We start from the raw sequence: 18,421 nt of genomic DNA, 5'->3' as shown, positions 1-18,421 counted from the left end.
AAATCCCCCTTTTATATGTTACCTAGCGAGTGTATTCGGAATTATGTCTTTTGCTCAATAGACGGGCGTTACTTACTTTTGAATAGGTATTAAATAGGGCTGGTTTGCGGAAAAAAATTTATATTTCAAGAGCCTATATAAAAAAGAAGCCTCTCACCCAAAAGGTAGGCGAGAGGCAAGTCCAAGCGTTTTGTTGCGCGGCAACGCAAACAAAACTTACAACGAGGATAGTCGAGTCGAATCGATGTTTGACAAGGCAGATTATATAAATATTGGCTTTCGCATCAATATGCGCCCATGTTTTCGCATGCGAAAACTTTAGGGAATGACATGTTTTAAAGTTCTCGCATGCGAAAACTTTGCAAAAAAGGGACAGCATCGTGTCCCTTAGATTGATGGTTATGGCTTGATGTAGCGGATCGAGAAATGCGAACCCTTAACCGCCGTTGACGCGCCCCTGTCTAGGAACTGAATTAAATCGCCGCGATTTAGCTTCCCAACCCATCGACAAGTGATCGTGGATGCACAATAGTCGTTAGACAAGCTCTCTGACTCTGAAATGATAACGCCGTTCTTAGTAATGGCTGAGTAAACAATCGAGTCATTCACGGCATTTCGTCGTCGTATCGGAGTCCATTGAATGTCGTAATAACCTGCAACACGAATATCAAACCCTGACACCGGAGTATTGTATGCAACCAAATCAAACGGATCGAGATAATGGCCTATCCAATCCTTGTATTCCCATGTGGTTGAGCCAATTGTGATATTTCCCGCCCTTAACTGTCCTCCGCTACCAATAGCAGACTCACCGCTACGGTTCAAAGAAGCAACTTTAGAGTCTACGTAATCCTTGCGCGCTAATGAGTGACCCGCCGAGCTTTGAGGCGCACCCGCATATACGTTGCCACTATATACCTCGACATACTTGCTTCTACGGTTAGTGTATAATCTAATCCGACCATCAGAGTTAGTAAGAATCTGAATACCAGCACGAATGTTAGTTCCATCGTAGTAAGAGGCAAAAGCCCAATGAGCACCTACACTGTCTGGCACATTAACACTGTAAGCAGCATAACCGTTACCACCCCAAGTACCATCATAGAAGTTAGGAGCTACACGAGCTGCCTTTGCTTTGGAATGCCAAGAACCAGAAGTAAACTGTCCATCAGTACGAACCAATGAGCTACCGAAAAAGACACCAGCACTAAATGCTCCTAAGTCATTGATGCGAAGCCAAGAACCATCTGTAGCTCTAACCCCTGTCTTACCACCAAAATCCAAGGTTTGGTTCAAATTTATATTTAGACCCGAAGAAGCTACGATGGGATTGTAGAAATAGAAACCACTCGTTGCCTCCGTTTGGATGTGGCACCAAGAAGAATTACGAGAACCAATCCAAGTTTTCTTTGTAGAGTAATCAAGTTCTAAACCCTTTCCGTCAACAGAGTTAATTGCCCCTAAGTCTTTATTGTAAGACGTATAGCTAGTGACCATTCGCCCTTTAACAATACCCGATGGCTCAGTCGCACCTTTGTTGCTAACGTAAGGCGTAATTGTGTGACTACACATGTATCGAATTAGGATGTTCGTACTGTAGGCACTACGTGTTTTCACATAGATTGCGTAATTGTCACCCGATGTATTCACCCAGCCAAACTCACTAAATGGCAAGCCGCTAGGATGGTCTGTGATCACTTGGCCATTTAGGCCTTTAGGGTTGTTATTACTGGCTCGCAGAATCATTTGATGTCGTGATGATTGATAATGCAGATTGACGTTAAAGCCAGCACCACCAAAGAGCTCAATAACCGCAGTAGAGCTTGATTGAGGCATCGTTACATTGGCAACCAAACACCAAGAGTTGTCACTACCTAAAGAGGTGCGCACAACCTCTGTGCGGTTGAATGCCTCTGTGACAACTTTTTGTCCTTGAACTTCGATAGGGACGGTGGAATGAAGCTTGGAGCGAGTCAGGTCTAACTTAGCATCCCCTCCATTGTGAGCGCCACCAACCCCTATTTGAACGTAAGCATCAGATGAATTAGAGCCGTTAGTAAAGTAAACAGCACGGCGATTACCAATCACTCCATAGCCATCCAGCTTAACTTGCTCGCTCGCGGGAACGCTATTTCCTGAGCGCGTACCTTGCACTTCAACACTACGGTTAGAAGAAACCGACTCTGTTGCGTTCATTGAGCCGTATAGCGTTGTTTCACCACCTTTGCGGATCTTCAATCGACTTGAAACGTCACTCTCTACAATGTCAAATGTGCCATCGGTTTTCGTTTCTACATGGAATCGCTTACCTGCATGGCCTAAATGCAATTGAGAGACATTGGAACTGCCCTCATCAATGGTTAGGCCACCAGTCAGTGTACCACCAGACTGTTTTAGGTAGCGGCCATCGGCTTGCGCTTGTGTCATTTTCGATGCTGCAAGGTCATACGCTTTCTTAACGGCACCTGCTGCCGCAAATTTCACATCACTGGCATCATTAATCGCCGCTGTGAATGCGTAGTTAGGCACGTTGGATAAGCCAACTTGAGCTTTTGTCACCTTGTGTGGGTTTGATGTGTCGGATTTGTGTTGAGCGATATTGGTTGTAATGGCCGCTACCGCATCTTCTTGATCCATTAACGCATCACCTAGCTCTTTGATTGTGTCTAGCGCTTCTGCTGGCGCACCACCAATCAAAGTGCTGATACGTTCGTCGGTGTGCTTGTTCGCGTTTGTCTCTGCTTGCTCTGCGCGGTCATAAGCTGCGTTACCGCGATTTAAACCATCAACGCCTTTGTCGTATGCCTGTTTAACAGCACCAGCGGTCGCCAGTTTACTGTTGGACGTGTCTGATACCGAGCTGGTGGCTGGATAGTTTGGTACGTTGCTTAAGCCTACTTGTGCCTTTGTGACTCCGTGCGGGTTCGTTTTATTGCTAGCGTGCTCATCCACTTTTGTCGTGATTTCTTCACGCAATTTTCGAGCTGGACTACCACCAACTTGAGTCAATTTTTTTAATGCCATTCAGAAATATGCCTTTCTCAATTCATTGACCAGCAACTCCGACAAAGCGCCGGAGCACATCGTTAATGGGGAAGTAGGAAAGGAAAGGTCATGTTTACTTGAAGCCGATAACCGTCACGATGTCGCCAGCTTGTAGCTGTTCACCGAACGTGATTGTGTTACCAGATAGACTCCATACACCTGCGTTCTGCATTACGCCGCACACACTTAGAACAAGGATTGCTGAGACTGTACCCGCTGGCAGAGTGACCGTAGTTGATGCAGCTTCGACAGTAATATCCACCGTTCGGATCGCGTCTTTGATGGAAGCGCCTAGACTATCTTTGGTTGCATATTTACCGTCAGATTCCGCTTTGGTGTATGACGCGCCGCTAGCCGCTAGACCGCTACGCGCTTGTGAAATGATTTGCGATTTAGTGGTGTTCTCAAGCTTCGCTGCGTTAACGGCAGTTGCGCCAGCGTCTAGTGCGCCCACGTCTTCTGCTGTTAGCTCGACGTTTGCGCTTAGCGCGTGACCGTTGATGGTACGAGTCTTTGGCACTGCATTAACAACACGAGAGTCATTACCCTGCATAACCGTGCCAGCGCTAGTGCCGAAGTTTTTGTTAAATGCTGTATTTTTGCTAAACGCTGGTTCAGCACCTACGTCTGTAGCTTCAAGCACTACGTTACCGCGCTGGCCGTTAACAGATGAAACCGCATCTGTTGGCGTTAACAGCTCTTGCCAGTTCGCTAGTGTGCTCGCTGGTTGGCGCATAAGAACGAATGATTTACGCAGATCCGAACGGATTGCCATATCACCCTCTTGCGCTGTAAGAGCAAGCATTTCCGCTTCTGACTTAACAGGGAACGTTTCTTTGATAGCGATAGCTGGCAATTGGCCTTGTGGGATCTTACCAGTGCTATCTAGCGTAGCCACACCCTCTGCAACGCCTTTCTTGTTGTTAGGGATGTAGTCGTGCGTGTGGCTTGCTGGCGCTGCGCCCACATCTGAGTGAGTCAGAGTCACATCGCCCGTTAGTGGTTTGTTATTGATAGTGCGAGAAGTTGGGACAAGATTCGAGCGCGCTTCACTGACAACTTGTGCCTTGGTTTTCCCCTCTAGTTTTGATGAGTCTGTTGCGCGAGCGCCCGCTGGTAATGCACCAACGTCTTGCGCTGAAAGATCAGAAACAAGACGGTTGATGCGAGTTAATTTGTTTTGTGTAGCCATAAAAAATCCAATTTCGTTGTTAGTAAAAAGGGCATTTATGGGGAATAGGGCTAGGGGAATTTGAAAACTGATTAGCCGACCAAGGTGATCTCCGTTCCTGCTGCAATTTCGTCAACAAACTGGATAACATCACCGTCCGGTGAGATGGTGTAAGCAATATCTTTTGATTGCTGCACACCTTGTAGGAACACCAGCTTAATCGCGCGTTCTTCAAAGACTGGTGGAACAGTGAAAGTATTCGATGTACTAGCGAAGTGGCTATGGAATACTTCCGTAGGCGCGCCAGCGATACCGCTGTTTATGATGGCTTCAAGGTTATCGATATGCTCTTGAAGCTCGGCAATGATAGAGCTTGAGCTTAGAGATGGGGCACCTAGAGTAATCACCACTTCATCACCCGTTTCAAGTGGTTCGGCTACTTCAACCTCATTAGTGTCTTTCAAGAATTGCCAAGCACTGTCTTTGGTCTGCACGATACCTTGGATAGACAATGAATCTACTTCCGGCACTTCGTAAGGCAATGCGATTTTTGTTTCGCCACCAGACGCAATGTACGGCCAATGTTCAACCGACTTGTTGTATGCAGCAGCAGCTTTGTCGTGAACCAACTTGATGGCTCTCGCAGTGGCATAAAGCTGATCGTTATCTACGTTTATCTGACTGGTTGCGTCCCAGTTGTTTACCAAGCTAAGGCCAACTTGCGCTTTGGTTACATGGTGCGGGTTTTCACGGTCTGCGTAGTGTGCATTGGCTTCGGCGCGCATCGCATATTGCTTATGTGGATCGGGATGTGAAACGTGACCTTGTAGGTCATAACCGCCTTGTTCACGATCATCAAAGTTAAGGTGTTCACTTTTGAGTTGGGTAACGCCATCTGGCACGGTAGCGCGACACAATATCAAATGATGATCTTCAACCGCTTCCTGCGGAAGCACCTTAATTTCGGACGCTTCAATGTCTGACGCTAAATCGACTTGTTTTGTCTTTACGCCAAACTTATAGAACGCTTCGAGCACCACATAAGAAGTGGCACCAGCCGGAATCTCCACATCAACATCGTGCTGTTGTCGAACGGTTAACACATAGTCGTCGCGCTCAACCAACGCCACGCCAAATTGTTCACCACTGCTCACACGCAGTTTCATTCCACCAGCCGGAGCACATTCAAAGCCACGGAAAATACCAGCGCGAACGATGCCGTAAAACTTACGGTTTAGGCTGTTACTGGCCAGTGGTTCTAGGTACTGCGTATCGGTGATAAGCGGTAGCGCTTGCCAGTCCGTTAGCAGTGGCGGGATGATGATCGTTTCTTCGAAGTTTGGGCGACTCATTAGGAACCTACCTGCGCCAATTGAGCGCTATCCGTGCGAGCCGTGTTAATCACGATTTCTATCGATAGACCACGGTCAGAGTAGATCCAAACTGGTTGAGTGACAGCCACTAGAATCAGACCGCCGCTCGCATCTTTCACGCCGACGCATGAGAACTGGTATTGTTCATCTTCTGCTAGCGTACCCGCTGGCAAGTTTGCCGTGATTACGATATTGCCGTTCACATAGGCGTAGTTCGCCTTAGAGCGGTAAAACACGTTTTCAACGGTTGTCTTATCCAGTGGGATAGGCATGCAGCTAGGCTTGCCCTCAATTTCTTGGATAAGGTCAAAACCCCATTCAAGATCGCCAAATTGGAAATAAGGCTCAGTACCATTGGTAGGCAACGACGACAAGGCGCGTTCGTCGTAATAACGGTTAAGCAGTTCACACTGCGATAGGACTACTTTTTGTGTAAGCACCTTTACGACCTCGTATAAGTCGTGGCGCTTTAATGGGACGGGGAATAGGAATAGGGTTAATAGTACCGTCTATCAATGGAGATCGCATCTAAGGGGATCGCATCCATTCTAGGTGTACCATACATAGGGCTAACAGGGCGTTCTTCCTGTGTCGTCGTTCCAGTCTGAACGAAATCCTGTTTATAGCTCGGTGTTGATTCTATATCGGTCGTGGTCTGTTTTCCAACCGTAACATGGTCAGAATAGTTAGGTATTTCCACCATATCCATGACTTCAAATTCAATAGAATACAATTGGCCATCTAAAACAATACGTAATGGGATAAGAGGATGCACCACTCGCTTAATCTTTGCTTCGAATGCTCGAATGGCTTCCTCGGTAATACCATCCTCACCTGCAATGTCGTTCAAAGGGATGCGAATAGCGCCGCGACTGGTCAGGAAAAAGTCGCTCGGGTTTAATCCGTTTTGCAGCTCTAACTCTGACTCGGGAACTAAGAACGTGCCGTATGGGAATCGGTCTTGATCTACTGGCGCGTAGATTCGTTCCCACTTAACACGTAGCCCTTTAAATTCACGCGCGAGCGTTGAGATAAGTGGGTAAATGGTCTTTTTAAAGTGTATTTCGTCCTTACGCTGCATCACAACATGTGGCAAATCCTCATCGGCCACTTCGCCTAGTGGGAAGATTTTTCGCAGCTCTTTAATGTCTTCTAGCAGCGATTCTTTGTCCATTTCGTACAGTGAAGAACGCGCTTTAAGCTTTTCAATGTATGACTCTACGTGCGCTTCAATTGACTCTGCGATCGCGCTTGCTAAATCTACCCAAGCGGTTTCCTTTTGACGCGCCTTGGTTAGCTGGCCAGATAGCCATTTTCTAAAGTCTCCAAATGCCATGTTTTTCGCCTTATTGGTGTAAAAGTTTTCGCATGCGAAAACTATACGGGATGATGCTTCTTAAAGTTCTCGCATGCGAAAACTATATAGTATGTTGTGTTTTAAAGTTCTCGCATGCGAAAACATCCGTGTCTTTCTTGCTCCGTGCGAAAACTTCTATGAGTAATCGAAGTTCAGTTGAATGGTTGACGCATTCACATCTAAATAGTGGTAAGTATCAATCGGGATGCGGTCAAGAATCCCAACGACTTCAACCTCAAACTCTTTAATACCCAAAGTCACGTTGAGCTCTTGGATGGCATCCCAAATTTGGTTTTTGGTAATGCGCTCATTACGACTTGTCTGTTTGCCAAATTTCTCATCTAACGCATCGGCCAGCACCTTTGTCGCCCATTCTGGATTTGAACTTGGGTAAAGCTTACCTTTGACCGTCACGGTAAATGGCACGTCCTTACGCTCCACCAGCTTATAGCGCTCGTTATAGCCCTCTCGGCCAGCGAATAGAACTTGGATTTCCTGATTCAAAATCTCGTCGGTTTTATCGGCAGAGTAAGCACAAATAAAGATCGTATTGATGTTGCGAACGTCCGGCGTTCCTGTGAGTTTTTCCTGCTCCGCTTCACCCCAAATCGACAACCAAGTAACACCAGAAATATTGCGCTTAACAAAGGTCATGTAATCCGAGTCCCACGCTATCTGCTCGTCATAGATTGGCGAGTAAAGGGCGTTGTTTCGGATTGATTCAATGTCTTCTGGTTCTGCACCGCCGATGATGCTGGTGGACGTTTTGATTGAGAGTTGGTCTTTATAGGCGCTTTGAATCCCCATATCGATAAGCTCTAAAGGCTGCGCATCGAGTAGGGTAGTTACACCATTAGTCAGCCATAGCTCAAACTCAATTACATCACCTGTCGCTGGCGCGCGACCGTTATTATTGTTACCAAAGCGAACGCCTAGCTGGTCGGTTGGCTTGTAATATTCCATGTAGGCTTTGGATTTTCCGTCCGTATTGCGAAACTTAAAAACGTGCGTCCATTGCTCGCCGTTCACGCGCACGATGATGTTATGAATACGCTTAGTCAGCTCTTGAGGGAACGCCACGGCCAACCAGTTCTGTCCCTCATCGACCGTGTAGGTCATTTTGGACACTTCGAACTGTTGCACCTCTACTGCGGCGCTTTCTTGCGGCATCAAATTAATGGCTTCCATTAGCGTATAGCGCAATTGATTGTCAGCAACGCATTGGCTGTATTTCGGCAAGGTTACGCGCTTTGTTCCGGTATTGGTCACTAGCGCACGGCCTTTCGATGGCGCTGCTTTTCGACCTACATAGCCCTCAGTTTCAGCACCCGCCAAAATGGAGGTGCGTTTAGTGGCTAGCGTCAAATAAGATTCTTGCAATGCACGGCTACTGATTGCTGCCATACGTTCAACAATCTTGGCCACAAATAAGCAAAGGTAGTCAACGAACTGCGAACCAATATGACGCGACCACCAGCTTGAACCAGCAATCGCCTCGTTAAAGGTCTTTTTGACTTCTTCTAACTTGCTCAAAACGTAATACCTCTCTCCAACGTTTGACCGTTCACAACGATCGTCAATTTGTAGGCATCGATACCGTTCACGCTTGGCTCTACGGCAATGCCTTGAACCACCGCGTCTTTCACGTCAATTGGGAGGGTTAATAGGATTGAGTTTTCGATAGCTGCTGCTGTGGTTTCGTTTATTGGTTCATGCTTGTATGCCCCTAATCTGTTGCCCCATTTAGGAGCGCCCCAAACTTGGCCTTGAGGTGTATCGAGCCATTCAGAGACGCGCGCAACGATCGCGTGTTTCTCATCGGCTACTTTTACACCGTCAATATCGACCCGTAGTAAGTAATCAATTTCTTGGCTCATCTATTACTCCATATCAGCGCTTTGACGCTGTAACGAACGGTCATCAAAGTTGAGAGGAATAGAGCCGCTAGCCTTAGTGGCTGACGCTGGCTTGTCTTTGCTTGAGCTGCCGCTAGGCGCTGCAAAGATAGTGGTCGGTTTGTTGTTATCACTGCCGCTAACCGCGCGCCCAATGGCATCCAGTGAATGTTTGCTAAGTTCCACGGTTTGAGGCTTGCCGCTCTCTTTGAGGTCTTTCATTGCTGCCTGTGCTTGCAGCTCGCTAACTCGCTCATTGCGTTGGATGGATGATTGAGTCGCAACCGTCTTATTCGAGGTGTTTTCGGTGTCCACTTTCACCACGGATTGAGACTCCGTTTTCTGGTTACTTAGCTCGGTATTGATGGATGATTCATGACTGGCTGTGGTCACGCTGTTGGTTTGCGTGTTGTTTGCAGCCTTGGTTAGTGCGGCTACGGCCTCGGCCTCTTTACGGCGTTTGATCTCCGCATCGACGACGGCCACTTGTTCAGCTTTCTTATCTGGCGAGTAAACTTGACCAAGCTCGGGATGCTCGACCATACCGGACATATCCATGCCCGTTTCATTAGCCACTTGCACACGTTTGTCCTGGCTAATACGTTTTTCTCTTTCTACAGCTAAGTAAGCTTCTTTGTAGCTAATCCCTTGCTCGCTGGCCTTTTGCGATACCTCTTGAGAGGTCACTTGAATTGAGTTTTTCGCATCAAGTTCGCGCATGGTTTGGCTGTCATTGGACGCTTTAGCAGTGTGGTAGGCTTCGGCGCTTTTAAGGTGTTCTTCTTTCTCTGATTGAGCTCTTTCACTCTTAGAGTGATTAGTTTCGCTTTCGAATTTAGAACTCTTAGCCGTTGTTTCTCCCTCGATCTCGCCGCTAAACAGCTTGTAAATGCCCTTGGCCATATCACCAGAATCAAAGGTCAATGCTTCCTTAGCGCCATCAAAACCGAACGCCCCAAGCGCCGAACCAAGCAAACCAGCACCGCCACTGACTAGGCCACCCAAATCGAGCACGTTCGCCAATGCCATTGAGCTTTTCTGGCCAGTTGTCGCCTCTTGGCCATCTTTGAGGTTGAACGTCTCTTTCTGCTTGTCTTGGTCTGTAAATCCGCTAAACGCTTCGTAGGCCATTAAAGCCGGAGCAAGGAAAGGAATTGCCTTACCAGCAACGGAGCCGACTTTAGACATGCCCTTAAAAGCGGCACCCGCCATCGATGCGCCTTTGCTGGCCACGCTTGAGGCTTTACTGCCAATCCCCGACATTACCGATTTAACTCGGCCACGCTTACCGCCAGCTTTACGACCACTTCGGCGTTCAAACATATCGCCAGCCAAGTCAAATAAACCGCCTTGACCATCGTTCGCCGCTGCTTTGGTTGCCGAAATCAGATCATCGAGCTTATCTAGTACATCATCGAATTGGCGTTCACGATCAGCACTCGATTCATGGAGCACTTCAAGCATGTTTGCTCGGTAGCTCTGTTCTTTGGTGCTTTTGATCTCACTAGCTGTGCTTATCCGGCTAGAATCACCCCCAACAAGATTGACAGGCACGTTACCCCTGGCACCATCACGGTTAGGTCGATCACTAGGCGTAATTTGCGTTGAATGGCTTGTCTCGAACGAATCTTTTGTCGCTGATAATTGTTCATGGCTAACTGTCTCTATGGCTGTGACGGCATGACTGTCTACCTCTGGCGCTTGCTTGCCTCGGGTAAAGAGTCGGCCTAGTTTCGATTCTTTTAGCTTGTCCTTGGTTGAGGTGGCTTTTTCAGTCACATCATCCAATGCTTCTTTAGCGTCTTGCCCCAAGTGATAAAGCTCTTTAGCGGAGTAGAAGAACGAACCACCAGCCGCAGCGCCAGCCGCATCGGTCGCGTCGTTTTCTTCCTGTAGGAACTCTTTCACGTTATTGATGGCCAGTTGCTTAAGGCTGGTGGCCACCTTGGCAAAAACGTTCTGGCTTTCCTTTTCCGTGTCGGTTTGCTTTTCAATTTGGCGCTCTAATGCGGTTTGCTGTGCGTTCTTGTAAGCCGATTGCTCTTGCTTACTCGCATAGCGACCATCGGAGCGTCGAAGCTTGCCGTCAGCGTCTTCCCAATAGCCCTCAAACTCTGCCAGTGCGTCAGAGACAGCCTTTTCTAACTTCTCTGGCACATCATCAAGGATTGAGGTATCCAAACGTTCAGAATTGGATTCTGGCGCTTCTACATTCACGACAACAGGCGCTTGTTTTACTGGCTCGCGCGCGTCCTCGCTTTTCAGCGTGTCAGCAATCGACTTTACGCCACTTACAGAGCTGCTTTTCTCGATCGCTTTGGCGTCCGGCTTGGCTTGTGTTTTAGGCGCAAATGACAACTCAATTTCACCTGTACGCTTGGTCTTGGTTGCACTTGGTTTAGGTGTGCCGCTTGATTGTTTTTTTGATCCTTTTTGTGGATTAACGCTCGGAATGGTAGAGACGTTAAGAGAGGCATTGGAAACGCCCTTAGTTACCGCCTTTTCGATGCCCTTTGTATCCACTGCAAGGACGGCCTTTTGTTGGCTCGTTGGTAGAGTCTTGCCATCGAGTTTGCGACTAATCTCAGATAGCACGGTCAGCTCTTTGTCACTGGCTCGCTTCACTGCATCAACAACCAGTGAAAGATCAACCTCTTGTTGGTTTCTGTCCATTTTTCACCTTGTCTTGGAGCGCTTTATCTAGGCTTATGGCCATCGTTTGAGGTGTTTTGAATACCGCATCGATAGGCTGGCCACCGTAGATCGTTAAGTTCTCAATCAGTACGTTCCAACCAACGTAATCAAAACGTTGTAATGAAGTCGTTATTCCGAAAGGGTAAGAGCAACGTTCGAGTTGCTTCACCTCCTTGCTCGATAACTTTCTGGCACTGCGGAATGGTGGCGACTAGGTAGTAACGCCCCTCGTCGTACTTGGTGAGCAATCCGTGACGCGCATTGCGTAGACACTTTTCAACCTTGGCAAAGGCCACACGAAATTCCGTGTTGAGGTACATCGATTTCAATAGGTCGATTTTCCACACTAGGGCATCGTCTTGGTCTTTGGGTTGATCTTCGAACGTTAGGCAGTAGGCCAGCTCAGTGAGCGCCATGTGATTCGCTTGCTGCTTCCATTCAGCGCTGTCCGGTTCGTACTGGTCGCGCTCATTGCGAATGTTCTCAAGTTGCTCCGCTTCGTAACCGGTTAGTGGTTTCACGTTCGCTAGGTATGACTTGCCTTTCACGCTTAAGGTGATCTCTTGTTTTGGCAATCCATTGAGCGCTTTGGCCGATTCCATTAGCTCGCCCATATTGAGGTCGAGATAGTGAGTTTCTTTGCAGTGCTCGCACTCATAGCTAAAGGGAATAGTGCCTAGCTCGCTGGTGGACATAAAAATCCACCACAATGCTGCGCGGCGATCTTCACCAGTCCATAGGCCGCTATCACTCATAGGGCGCTTGCTGGTGTCTTGCATGTGGTTCAGATAGCGAGTTGTGTTGGCTTCCTCTTGGTACTCGTTGAGGTCGCAGAACAATAGAGCGTCTTCCACGGTTGGGACTCGAAACTCAATCACTTCTGAAATGTTACTTGGTAGTGGAAATGATGGAATGTGCATTACAGTACATTGTTACCTACAGACATAAATTTTTGGAGAATGAGCGGGAATGACTGGATCTGGTTGCCGTTTTCGCGTGAAAACATCACGTTGCCAATCTTGGTAGGAAAGACTCGATAGCTCTTATAGAGTGACTTTTTGCCGTCCTCATTGAGCGTGAATATGTTGATTTTGAACACGTACTCTTTGGGGATGTTGAGTGTGCCGTCTTGGTTTCTGACTTTCTTTATTCGGCTTTCAAACCATTTAGAAACAGTCAGGTTTTGGTCATCACGAACCGTTAGCGTGATTTCGCCAACACTGCTGTATGTAGGCAGCGCAATCGAGCCCGAACCGACTTGGAATGAATCTGCATCGATAGAGCCAGCACCAAAATCAATATCCTTTACGTAAATATCAAAGTCCGTTGGCGCGTCCGGCGAGTCGATTTCTACCGCCCATTGCCAGCCTTGTAGCCACGGTTTATTCATAAAGTTATTGGTCGCGCGTTTGGCGAGCTGCATGTATGGATTCATGGCGGCCTCGCTTAGAGCAACGATACTGGTGGAACAATGGCACGGTTCGCGCGCATTGAGTTTTCAATCTCGGCTTTACGTGCGGCTAGGTCAGGTTCGGCAGCAATATCGGTCACATCCAACTTGCCAGCGATGGCAATACGGCGTTGACGCTCTGCGTTCGGGATAGTGATCAGCAATTCCAGATAGTCACCAAGTAAGCTAATGCACGGCGTTGGAAGCTGGAACGAATCAAACGGCTCATTGAGTACGTTTTGCATGTACATCAATGTCAGTGGGAATGTTTCTGCGCCCGTTAATTTCAGTTCAAGAACGTTGCCCCAAACTTCGCTACGCACATAACGGCCACGGTCATCTTTGACCACCAGCCTTGCAGCAAAGTCGGACGGTAATTCAAACTGATTGTTATCGGCTAAGTCGCTTTGTTGGATGCGAGTTTTAGTGGTAAATCCGGCAATCTCTTGGTACTTGGCCAGCGCTTTACGCAATAGGCTTAACAGCGCCTTTTCGTCGTCGTGGAGCAAGATAGGGAATCTCGCTTTCACGTCTTCGAGTAGTTCAATCGGTGTCATGGCCGCTCCGGTAGTGGCGGCGCATTTTGAGATAGGGGATAGGCTTGGTGAATATTAACTCAAACCAATAGGGTAAGCGATTTAAACTTTGTTATTGTCGATGGACAAAAAAGACCGAAACTCACTTTTGGACAAAAGTAAGTTAGATTTTATGCTCTAATTCGGGCGTTTCGGAAAAGGGAAAGTATAACAAGTCACCAAATACTGCTCTGCTTCTATCAGCATCGCCATCCACACTTTTACGCTCGTAAACGAGAAAGATCAAGCGTTGCTATACAGCATTTATGTTCGGCGGAAAGTAGCTTGAAAAAACCAATATCGCTCACAAATCGTAAGAGAGAGATTAGCTTAGTTGCCCCCGACCACTGAATTAAATGTTCTTTTAACGTCTTTGCAATTAATTGGTTAGGTTAATCATAATTAACTCCGTGATTATCAGTATCATAGTGTTAATATGTGCTTATTCTTCTAATTTTTACGGTTGCGGACAATGAGATATACCTACCTCTTCTCCCTTTTGGCTTGTTTTCTTCTTACTCCATTAGAGGCTGAGGCCCTACCTACCGAAAGAGGAATGAAACTCAAAACCATTAATATAGGACAATGGAATCTCATTACCAGAACTGATTACGAGTATGATTCTTTTGATGATGAGACCACTAGAACCTCTTTTACTGTATGGTTAAAACCAGATGATAAATCAACTGCTTCATTCTCTCTTGATTTCATGTGCGATGAATTTGACAACATGGTAAGCCTGTATGCTCAAGATTCTTTCTTCTTTAGTATTGGAAATGGTGCCACTATCGATTTCAAAAATGAGCATGGTCAAAGCTATTCATTTTCTGTTGAAAAAAGTTTGAACAAGACTTATCGAAAATCAATATTTGTACCAGAAAAAGATGAAGATAGCCTACTAGAGGTACTAAAAGACTCACATAAAGGGTACTTTAGGTTTCATGGTCAATCTGGCAAAAATGTTGTGGAAGTGGACTTTCATGATTTTAGTAAAAATTATGATATGTACACTAAACAGTGTGAAAAATTGGCTCAATCGCCTGAAATTATTAAAGGTAAAGCTCAAGGTATATGTCCGAATGGGTGTGACAAGTATTTTAACTGAAGCCCCTCTGGTTCTGTCTTAAACTTACAACTCAATTTTAGGCTGAAGTAGACTAATTCAATGGCTAAAAACACTCCCATGGGCTTCTGATGTCAAAAAATGCAGATTTTGTGAGCAAAATAACCAATTTACCATACATGGGCATAATGACTACCTCAATAGCACAAAAAACAGACATAGATAGTAACATTTGGCTACGTAACAACTAGATGCGATAAAATTTATTTTGCTAAACCAGCTATCCCGTTGAGACAATGACTACCTGTTTTATATAGGAGGTTTTTTCGATGGGACATCAAGCTCATTTTTGTATCGAGGTTAACTATGAAAAAGGAAATGATGAAAAACCATTTTCCTTTAATCTTGATGTTGATGATTCAAGATTGAAACATGTGATCTCTTGGGTTGTTTACGAAGTTATTAAAGATAATGGGTACCAAAGGGAGTTTGATACGGAATCTTTAGATTTATTTATCCAAGAGGCAAAAAAACTCGGTGTATCAAAGATTCAGTTCGAATCTGGTGGTGTTGAAGAAGATATCCCACTTAAATGATTTAACTGGCTTCAACGTAATACCTGTTCTATTCACCATGACGAAAGGTCTGCGTTAGCAGACCTTTTATTGTGTCTCGCGAAGGGAAGAGAAATTAGAATATGTATCGATAATCAGCATTAACAGACTGTGAATGAGCCTTTCCACTAACAAGAAACGGGGCATAGATGCTTTAGCTAAAGCCCTCTAGCATGGCTATGGGCATAACCTCGTTAGGTTATTAGCTCGATTCGGAGTATCTTTGTCAACGCAGTTCAAAACAACTAATGAATCAACTTGAATGAAAAGGTGAAAGTACTTGTTAATTATTTGATTAGCTACATATTTTTAGGGTGGAGCTCTGTTATAGTTACGCTCAAATTATCATCATGTGGTTGTTTCATTATGCTTCGCTATTTAATCTTCATTCCTCTTTTCGTTTTAAATGCTTGCACAAGTGGCACTAGCAATATCAAAAATGAACAAAATCTAACTCCTGATGAAGTCTATGAAAAAGGATATATCGCACTAAGCCAAAAGAAGTATGAGACTGCTTATCAAGAATGGCTCACTTTAGCCGAGAAGGGAGATGCTCAAGCTCAATACTCGATAGGTTGGATGTATAGTAAAGGGTTGGGTGTTGAAAAAAGTATCAAAAAAGCTTTGGATTGGTACGTTAAGTCTGCAAATCAAGGTTTTATAGATGCGCAATATAGTGCGGGACGAGCCTACCTGTACTATCTTCAACAATACGAGGAAGCGTTTAAGTATTTTAAGCTAGCAGCAGAAAATGACGAGAACAAATCACAGTTTTATTTGGGTTTAATGTACTACCGTGGTGATGGCACAAACAAAGACCTCAAAAAATCAGCATATTGGTTCTTACAATCCGCAGAGAAAGGTAATAAAGATGCACAGTTCTACATTGGTCAAATGTATGAATTAGGTGAAGGTGTCCTACAAAATGACAAATACTCTCTGCACTGGTTTAACTTGGCTGCAAAAAATGGACAACAAGACGCACAGTACAAGCTTGCTGTTATTTACTACCAGGGGAAAATGGTACCTAAAAATGACATTACAAGCTATATGTGGCTAAACATAAGTCAATACAACGGAAAAGATATTCAAAATATGAAAAGTACAATCTTTGATGACTTAAGCCAATCTGATATTAATGAAGCCCAACGCAGGTCAATGGAATGTGTCGAGTCCCTATATAAACATTGCTACTGGTGATTGAGGTTGGCCGAGCTAGCACTTCCTATAAGGCGGTTACAGCCAACCAAAGCAACTCCTTGTGGTACAAAAGTTTAGCGATAAATATGATATGCTCTGATTACATTCAGCTGTAACTCATTTTGGGCCAATTTTGAGTTACCCAATTGCGTATAACGTCAGCGAAGCTGCAAATCATTTTTGTTTGCTAGCCTTTGTTATCAACTGAAACTCCATACCAGAGCGTTTAGTGTTACGGGTTCTATAGCGCGTTGGATATTTATCAAAAAAGTCAGATAACTTCTTCAAACCGTAGTTTCGAGGGTCAAAATCTGGCTTCAATCTTTTCAAATATTTGCCAATTTCACCTAGTTTTGCCCAACCCGATTCATCTCTATAGTTCTGCCAAGCTTGATGCATTAATCGCCATAGTTCGCGTTCTGCGTCTTGATTAGAGCTTGATTGTGCCTCCTCAAGATCAACATCAGCGTTTAAGTTCTCTATTGCAACAAAGTCGTCACAAGCGTTTTTAAAAGAAGTCGGAGTCATCGCTTTTCCAACACCGATAACGTGTATCTCTGACTCTCTTAATCTCGTAGCAAGACTTGTAAAGTCACTATCACTGGATATCAAAGCAAAAGCATCAAACCGTTGACTGTATAAGAGATCCATTGCATCAATAATCATTAAAGAATCTGTGGAGTTTTTTCCAGATGTATAGGCAAATTGCTGTTTGGCTTGAATAGCTAACTCATTTAAAGGCTGCTTCCAATTTTTTAGTTGCTCAGCAGAAAAATCACCATATGCACGTTTCACGATGATCTGCCCAAAACTAGAAAGCTCTTCAATAATCAGGTTTAGCTTTGAGTGCGGAGTGTTTTCTGAATCAATTAATACAGCGATTTTTCTGTTACCCATAATCCGTGCGTGACCATCCTTTATGTAGTTAGTTGCACTATATCGGCATTAGTAATATTTGTTCAAATGGGATTGTTCAGAAATGATAAGAGTAACAACTCTAAACAGGAAAGGGGCATTTTTCGTTCGGAAGCGCCTCTGGATAAAAACTAAATATGAATCTTACATCTCATCCACTGCATACTTTGTGCGAGAGCTGTCGAATTGAACATGGTATTGCCTTCCATCTTTTGAGATGAGAGCAGTGCTGCCTACAACGTTATGCATTGGAATATCGAGCATAGACCAACGTGAACAGTCTTCTAACTCCAGTACAGTAAGTCCCATTTGCTGTGACAACTTTAGAACTATTGATTTTGAATTATTGCCCATCTTTTCACTCCTCCATAGGTGCAGATTATTGCATCTTGTTGCATTGGTGAAGTAAGGTCAATTTAAGGCTGAGACAATTGAACAGAAATGAGATCTAACAAAGTTTGGGGCCTTTTTGTGTTACACGATCCGTCATCACACTTCTGGATAAAAATGCGTTACGAAAAATCGAAGATTAGCAATTCATTAATAACTCTTTGTAAGTCAAATATTGCCAGTTAATAAGCTTTCGTACAGTACGCACTTTGGGCGCTTATGTTGAATGCGATTGCATATGCGTATCCTATAAAATGTCTCTCTTTTGAGGGACAATTCAATGAAGTATCACGAAATGACTAAAAACTATATTTTTCGTGAATTTGAATGTGGTTTAACCGTCGAAGAAGCTGCCAAACTTTGTGTGAAAACTGTGAGAACGGTCAAAGAATAGGACAAGGGAAAATCCATTCCTCCAGAGTGTAAGCGCTTGATGAAGATGAATAAGGGTAGGGAATTGAGCTCTTGTGAAGATTGGGAAAACTTCGTAATGAGGCATGATCGGCTAGAACTTCCAACAGGACAGCTTGTCACTGCGCAACAAGTATTAGTTGGCGTTGCTTTACTCGAGCTTGGTGCTAGTAGCGATATTGAAGTATCAAGAAGAATTCTAAAGTACGCAAGAGTTTTGAAGAAACTAGTTTAAAACAGACTTATTTATAAATCATTCACTCAGTAA

Annotated in this window: 16 protein-coding genes and 1 pseudogene; 4 read left to right on the top strand and 13 right to left on the bottom strand. The window is 45.1% G+C overall.

Translation table 11 applies throughout. The annotated features are described in order from the left end of the window. Positions 1 to 399 precede the first annotated feature (399 nt). The 11 genes from FKN16_RS19320 to FKN16_RS24420 form a co-directional block, all read right to left on the bottom strand. Entirely contained in the window at positions 400 to 3,024 is a 2,625-nt protein-coding gene (locus tag FKN16_RS19320; protein ID WP_074190813.1) for a hypothetical protein, read from the bottom strand. A gap of 94 nt (positions 3,025 to 3,118) precedes the next feature. Continuing rightward, on the bottom strand, positions 3,119 to 4,237 hold the full coding sequence (locus FKN16_RS19315) for a hypothetical protein (protein ID WP_053307346.1): 1,119 nt from the start codon (positions 4,235 to 4,237) through the stop codon (positions 3,119 to 3,121). Between the two features lie 71 nt (positions 4,238 to 4,308). After that, positions 4,309 to 5,568, bottom strand: coding sequence for a hypothetical protein (locus tag FKN16_RS19310; protein ID WP_074190814.1), 1,260 nt, complete (start codon positions 5,566 to 5,568; stop codon positions 4,309 to 4,311). Beyond that, complete coding sequence (locus FKN16_RS19305; RefSeq protein ID WP_074190815.1) at positions 5,568 to 6,029, bottom strand: hypothetical protein; 462 nt, start codon at positions 6,027 to 6,029, stop codon at positions 5,568 to 5,570. The genes FKN16_RS19310 and FKN16_RS19305 overlap by 1 nt, the downstream gene beginning before the upstream one ends. Positions 6,030 to 6,085: 56 nt before the next feature. Then, a complete protein-coding gene (locus tag FKN16_RS19300) occupies positions 6,086 to 6,925 on the bottom strand; it encodes a hypothetical protein (protein WP_074190816.1) in 840 nt (279 codons plus the stop codon). 156 nt (positions 6,926 to 7,081) lie between these two features. Then, positions 7,082 to 8,479, bottom strand: a complete 1,398-nt coding sequence (locus FKN16_RS19295; RefSeq protein ID WP_074190817.1) for a hypothetical protein — start codon at positions 8,477 to 8,479, stop codon at positions 7,082 to 7,084. Further along, positions 8,476 to 8,823: a hypothetical protein gene (locus FKN16_RS19290; protein ID WP_033905435.1), complete on the bottom strand. Its 348-nt coding sequence runs from the start codon at positions 8,821 to 8,823 to the stop codon at positions 8,476 to 8,478. Before FKN16_RS19290 ends, FKN16_RS19295 begins: the two co-directional genes overlap by 4 nt. Positions 8,824 to 8,826: 3 nt before the next feature. Continuing rightward, positions 8,827 to 11,514 carry a hypothetical protein gene (locus tag FKN16_RS19285; RefSeq protein ID WP_074190818.1) on the bottom strand — a complete coding sequence of 896 codons (2,688 nt, stop codon included), beginning with the start codon at positions 11,512 to 11,514 and terminating at the stop codon, positions 8,827 to 8,829. A 128-nt stretch (positions 11,515 to 11,642) separates the two neighbouring features. Next, a complete protein-coding gene (locus FKN16_RS19280; RefSeq protein WP_074190819.1) occupies positions 11,643 to 12,455 on the bottom strand; it encodes a hypothetical protein in 813 nt (270 codons plus the stop codon). After that, entirely contained in the window at positions 12,455 to 12,970 is a 516-nt protein-coding gene (locus tag FKN16_RS19275) for a hypothetical protein (protein WP_131815240.1), read from the bottom strand. The genes FKN16_RS19280 and FKN16_RS19275 overlap by 1 nt, the downstream gene beginning before the upstream one ends. Positions 12,971 to 12,981: 11 nt before the next feature. Then, positions 12,982 to 13,542, bottom strand: a complete 561-nt coding sequence (locus FKN16_RS24420; protein WP_074190821.1) for a hypothetical protein — start codon at positions 13,540 to 13,542, stop codon at positions 12,982 to 12,984. Positions 13,543 to 14,032: 490 nt separating this feature from the next. Here FKN16_RS24420 and FKN16_RS19265 point away from each other — a divergent pair, with 490 nt between their 5' ends. From FKN16_RS19265 to FKN16_RS19255, 3 genes are all read left to right on the top strand, one after another. Further along, positions 14,033 to 14,665 (top strand): hypothetical protein, encoded by a 633-nt coding sequence (locus FKN16_RS19265; protein ID WP_131815241.1) that lies wholly within the window; start codon positions 14,033 to 14,035, stop codon positions 14,663 to 14,665. Positions 14,666 to 14,952: 287 nt separating this feature from the next. Continuing rightward, positions 14,953 to 15,219 carry a hypothetical protein gene (locus FKN16_RS19260; protein WP_074190823.1) on the top strand — a complete coding sequence of 89 codons (267 nt, stop codon included), beginning with the start codon at positions 14,953 to 14,955 and terminating at the stop codon, positions 15,217 to 15,219. Between the two features lie 384 nt (positions 15,220 to 15,603). Further along, complete coding sequence (locus tag FKN16_RS19255) at positions 15,604 to 16,437, top strand: tetratricopeptide repeat protein (protein WP_074190824.1); 834 nt, start codon at positions 15,604 to 15,606, stop codon at positions 16,435 to 16,437. A 174-nt stretch (positions 16,438 to 16,611) separates the two neighbouring features. On the opposite strand, the gene FKN16_RS19250 is transcribed toward FKN16_RS19255, so the two are convergent. Beyond that, positions 16,612 to 17,334, bottom strand: coding sequence for an NYN domain-containing protein (locus tag FKN16_RS19250; RefSeq protein WP_025559098.1), 723 nt, complete (start codon positions 17,332 to 17,334; stop codon positions 16,612 to 16,614). Positions 17,335 to 17,496: 162 nt separating this feature from the next. After that, the gene (locus tag FKN16_RS19245; RefSeq protein WP_074190825.1) at positions 17,497 to 17,706 is read right to left on the bottom strand and encodes a hypothetical protein; all 210 of its coding nucleotides are present in this window, start codon (positions 17,704 to 17,706) and stop codon (positions 17,497 to 17,499) included. Between the two features lie 316 nt (positions 17,707 to 18,022). Here FKN16_RS19245 and FKN16_RS24605 point away from each other — a divergent pair. Beyond that, positions 18,023 to 18,388, top strand: a pseudogene (locus tag FKN16_RS24605) (regulator). Positions 18,389 to 18,421 lie beyond the last annotated feature (33 nt).

The sequence above is a fragment of the Vibrio sp. 11-4(1) genome, from assembly GCF_013048625.1.
GTDB lineage: Bacteria > Pseudomonadota > Gammaproteobacteria > Enterobacterales > Vibrionaceae > Vibrio > Vibrio diabolicus.
Note: the sequence above shows the minus strand (reverse complement) of the source record. Positions and strands in the feature narration are given on the sequence as shown.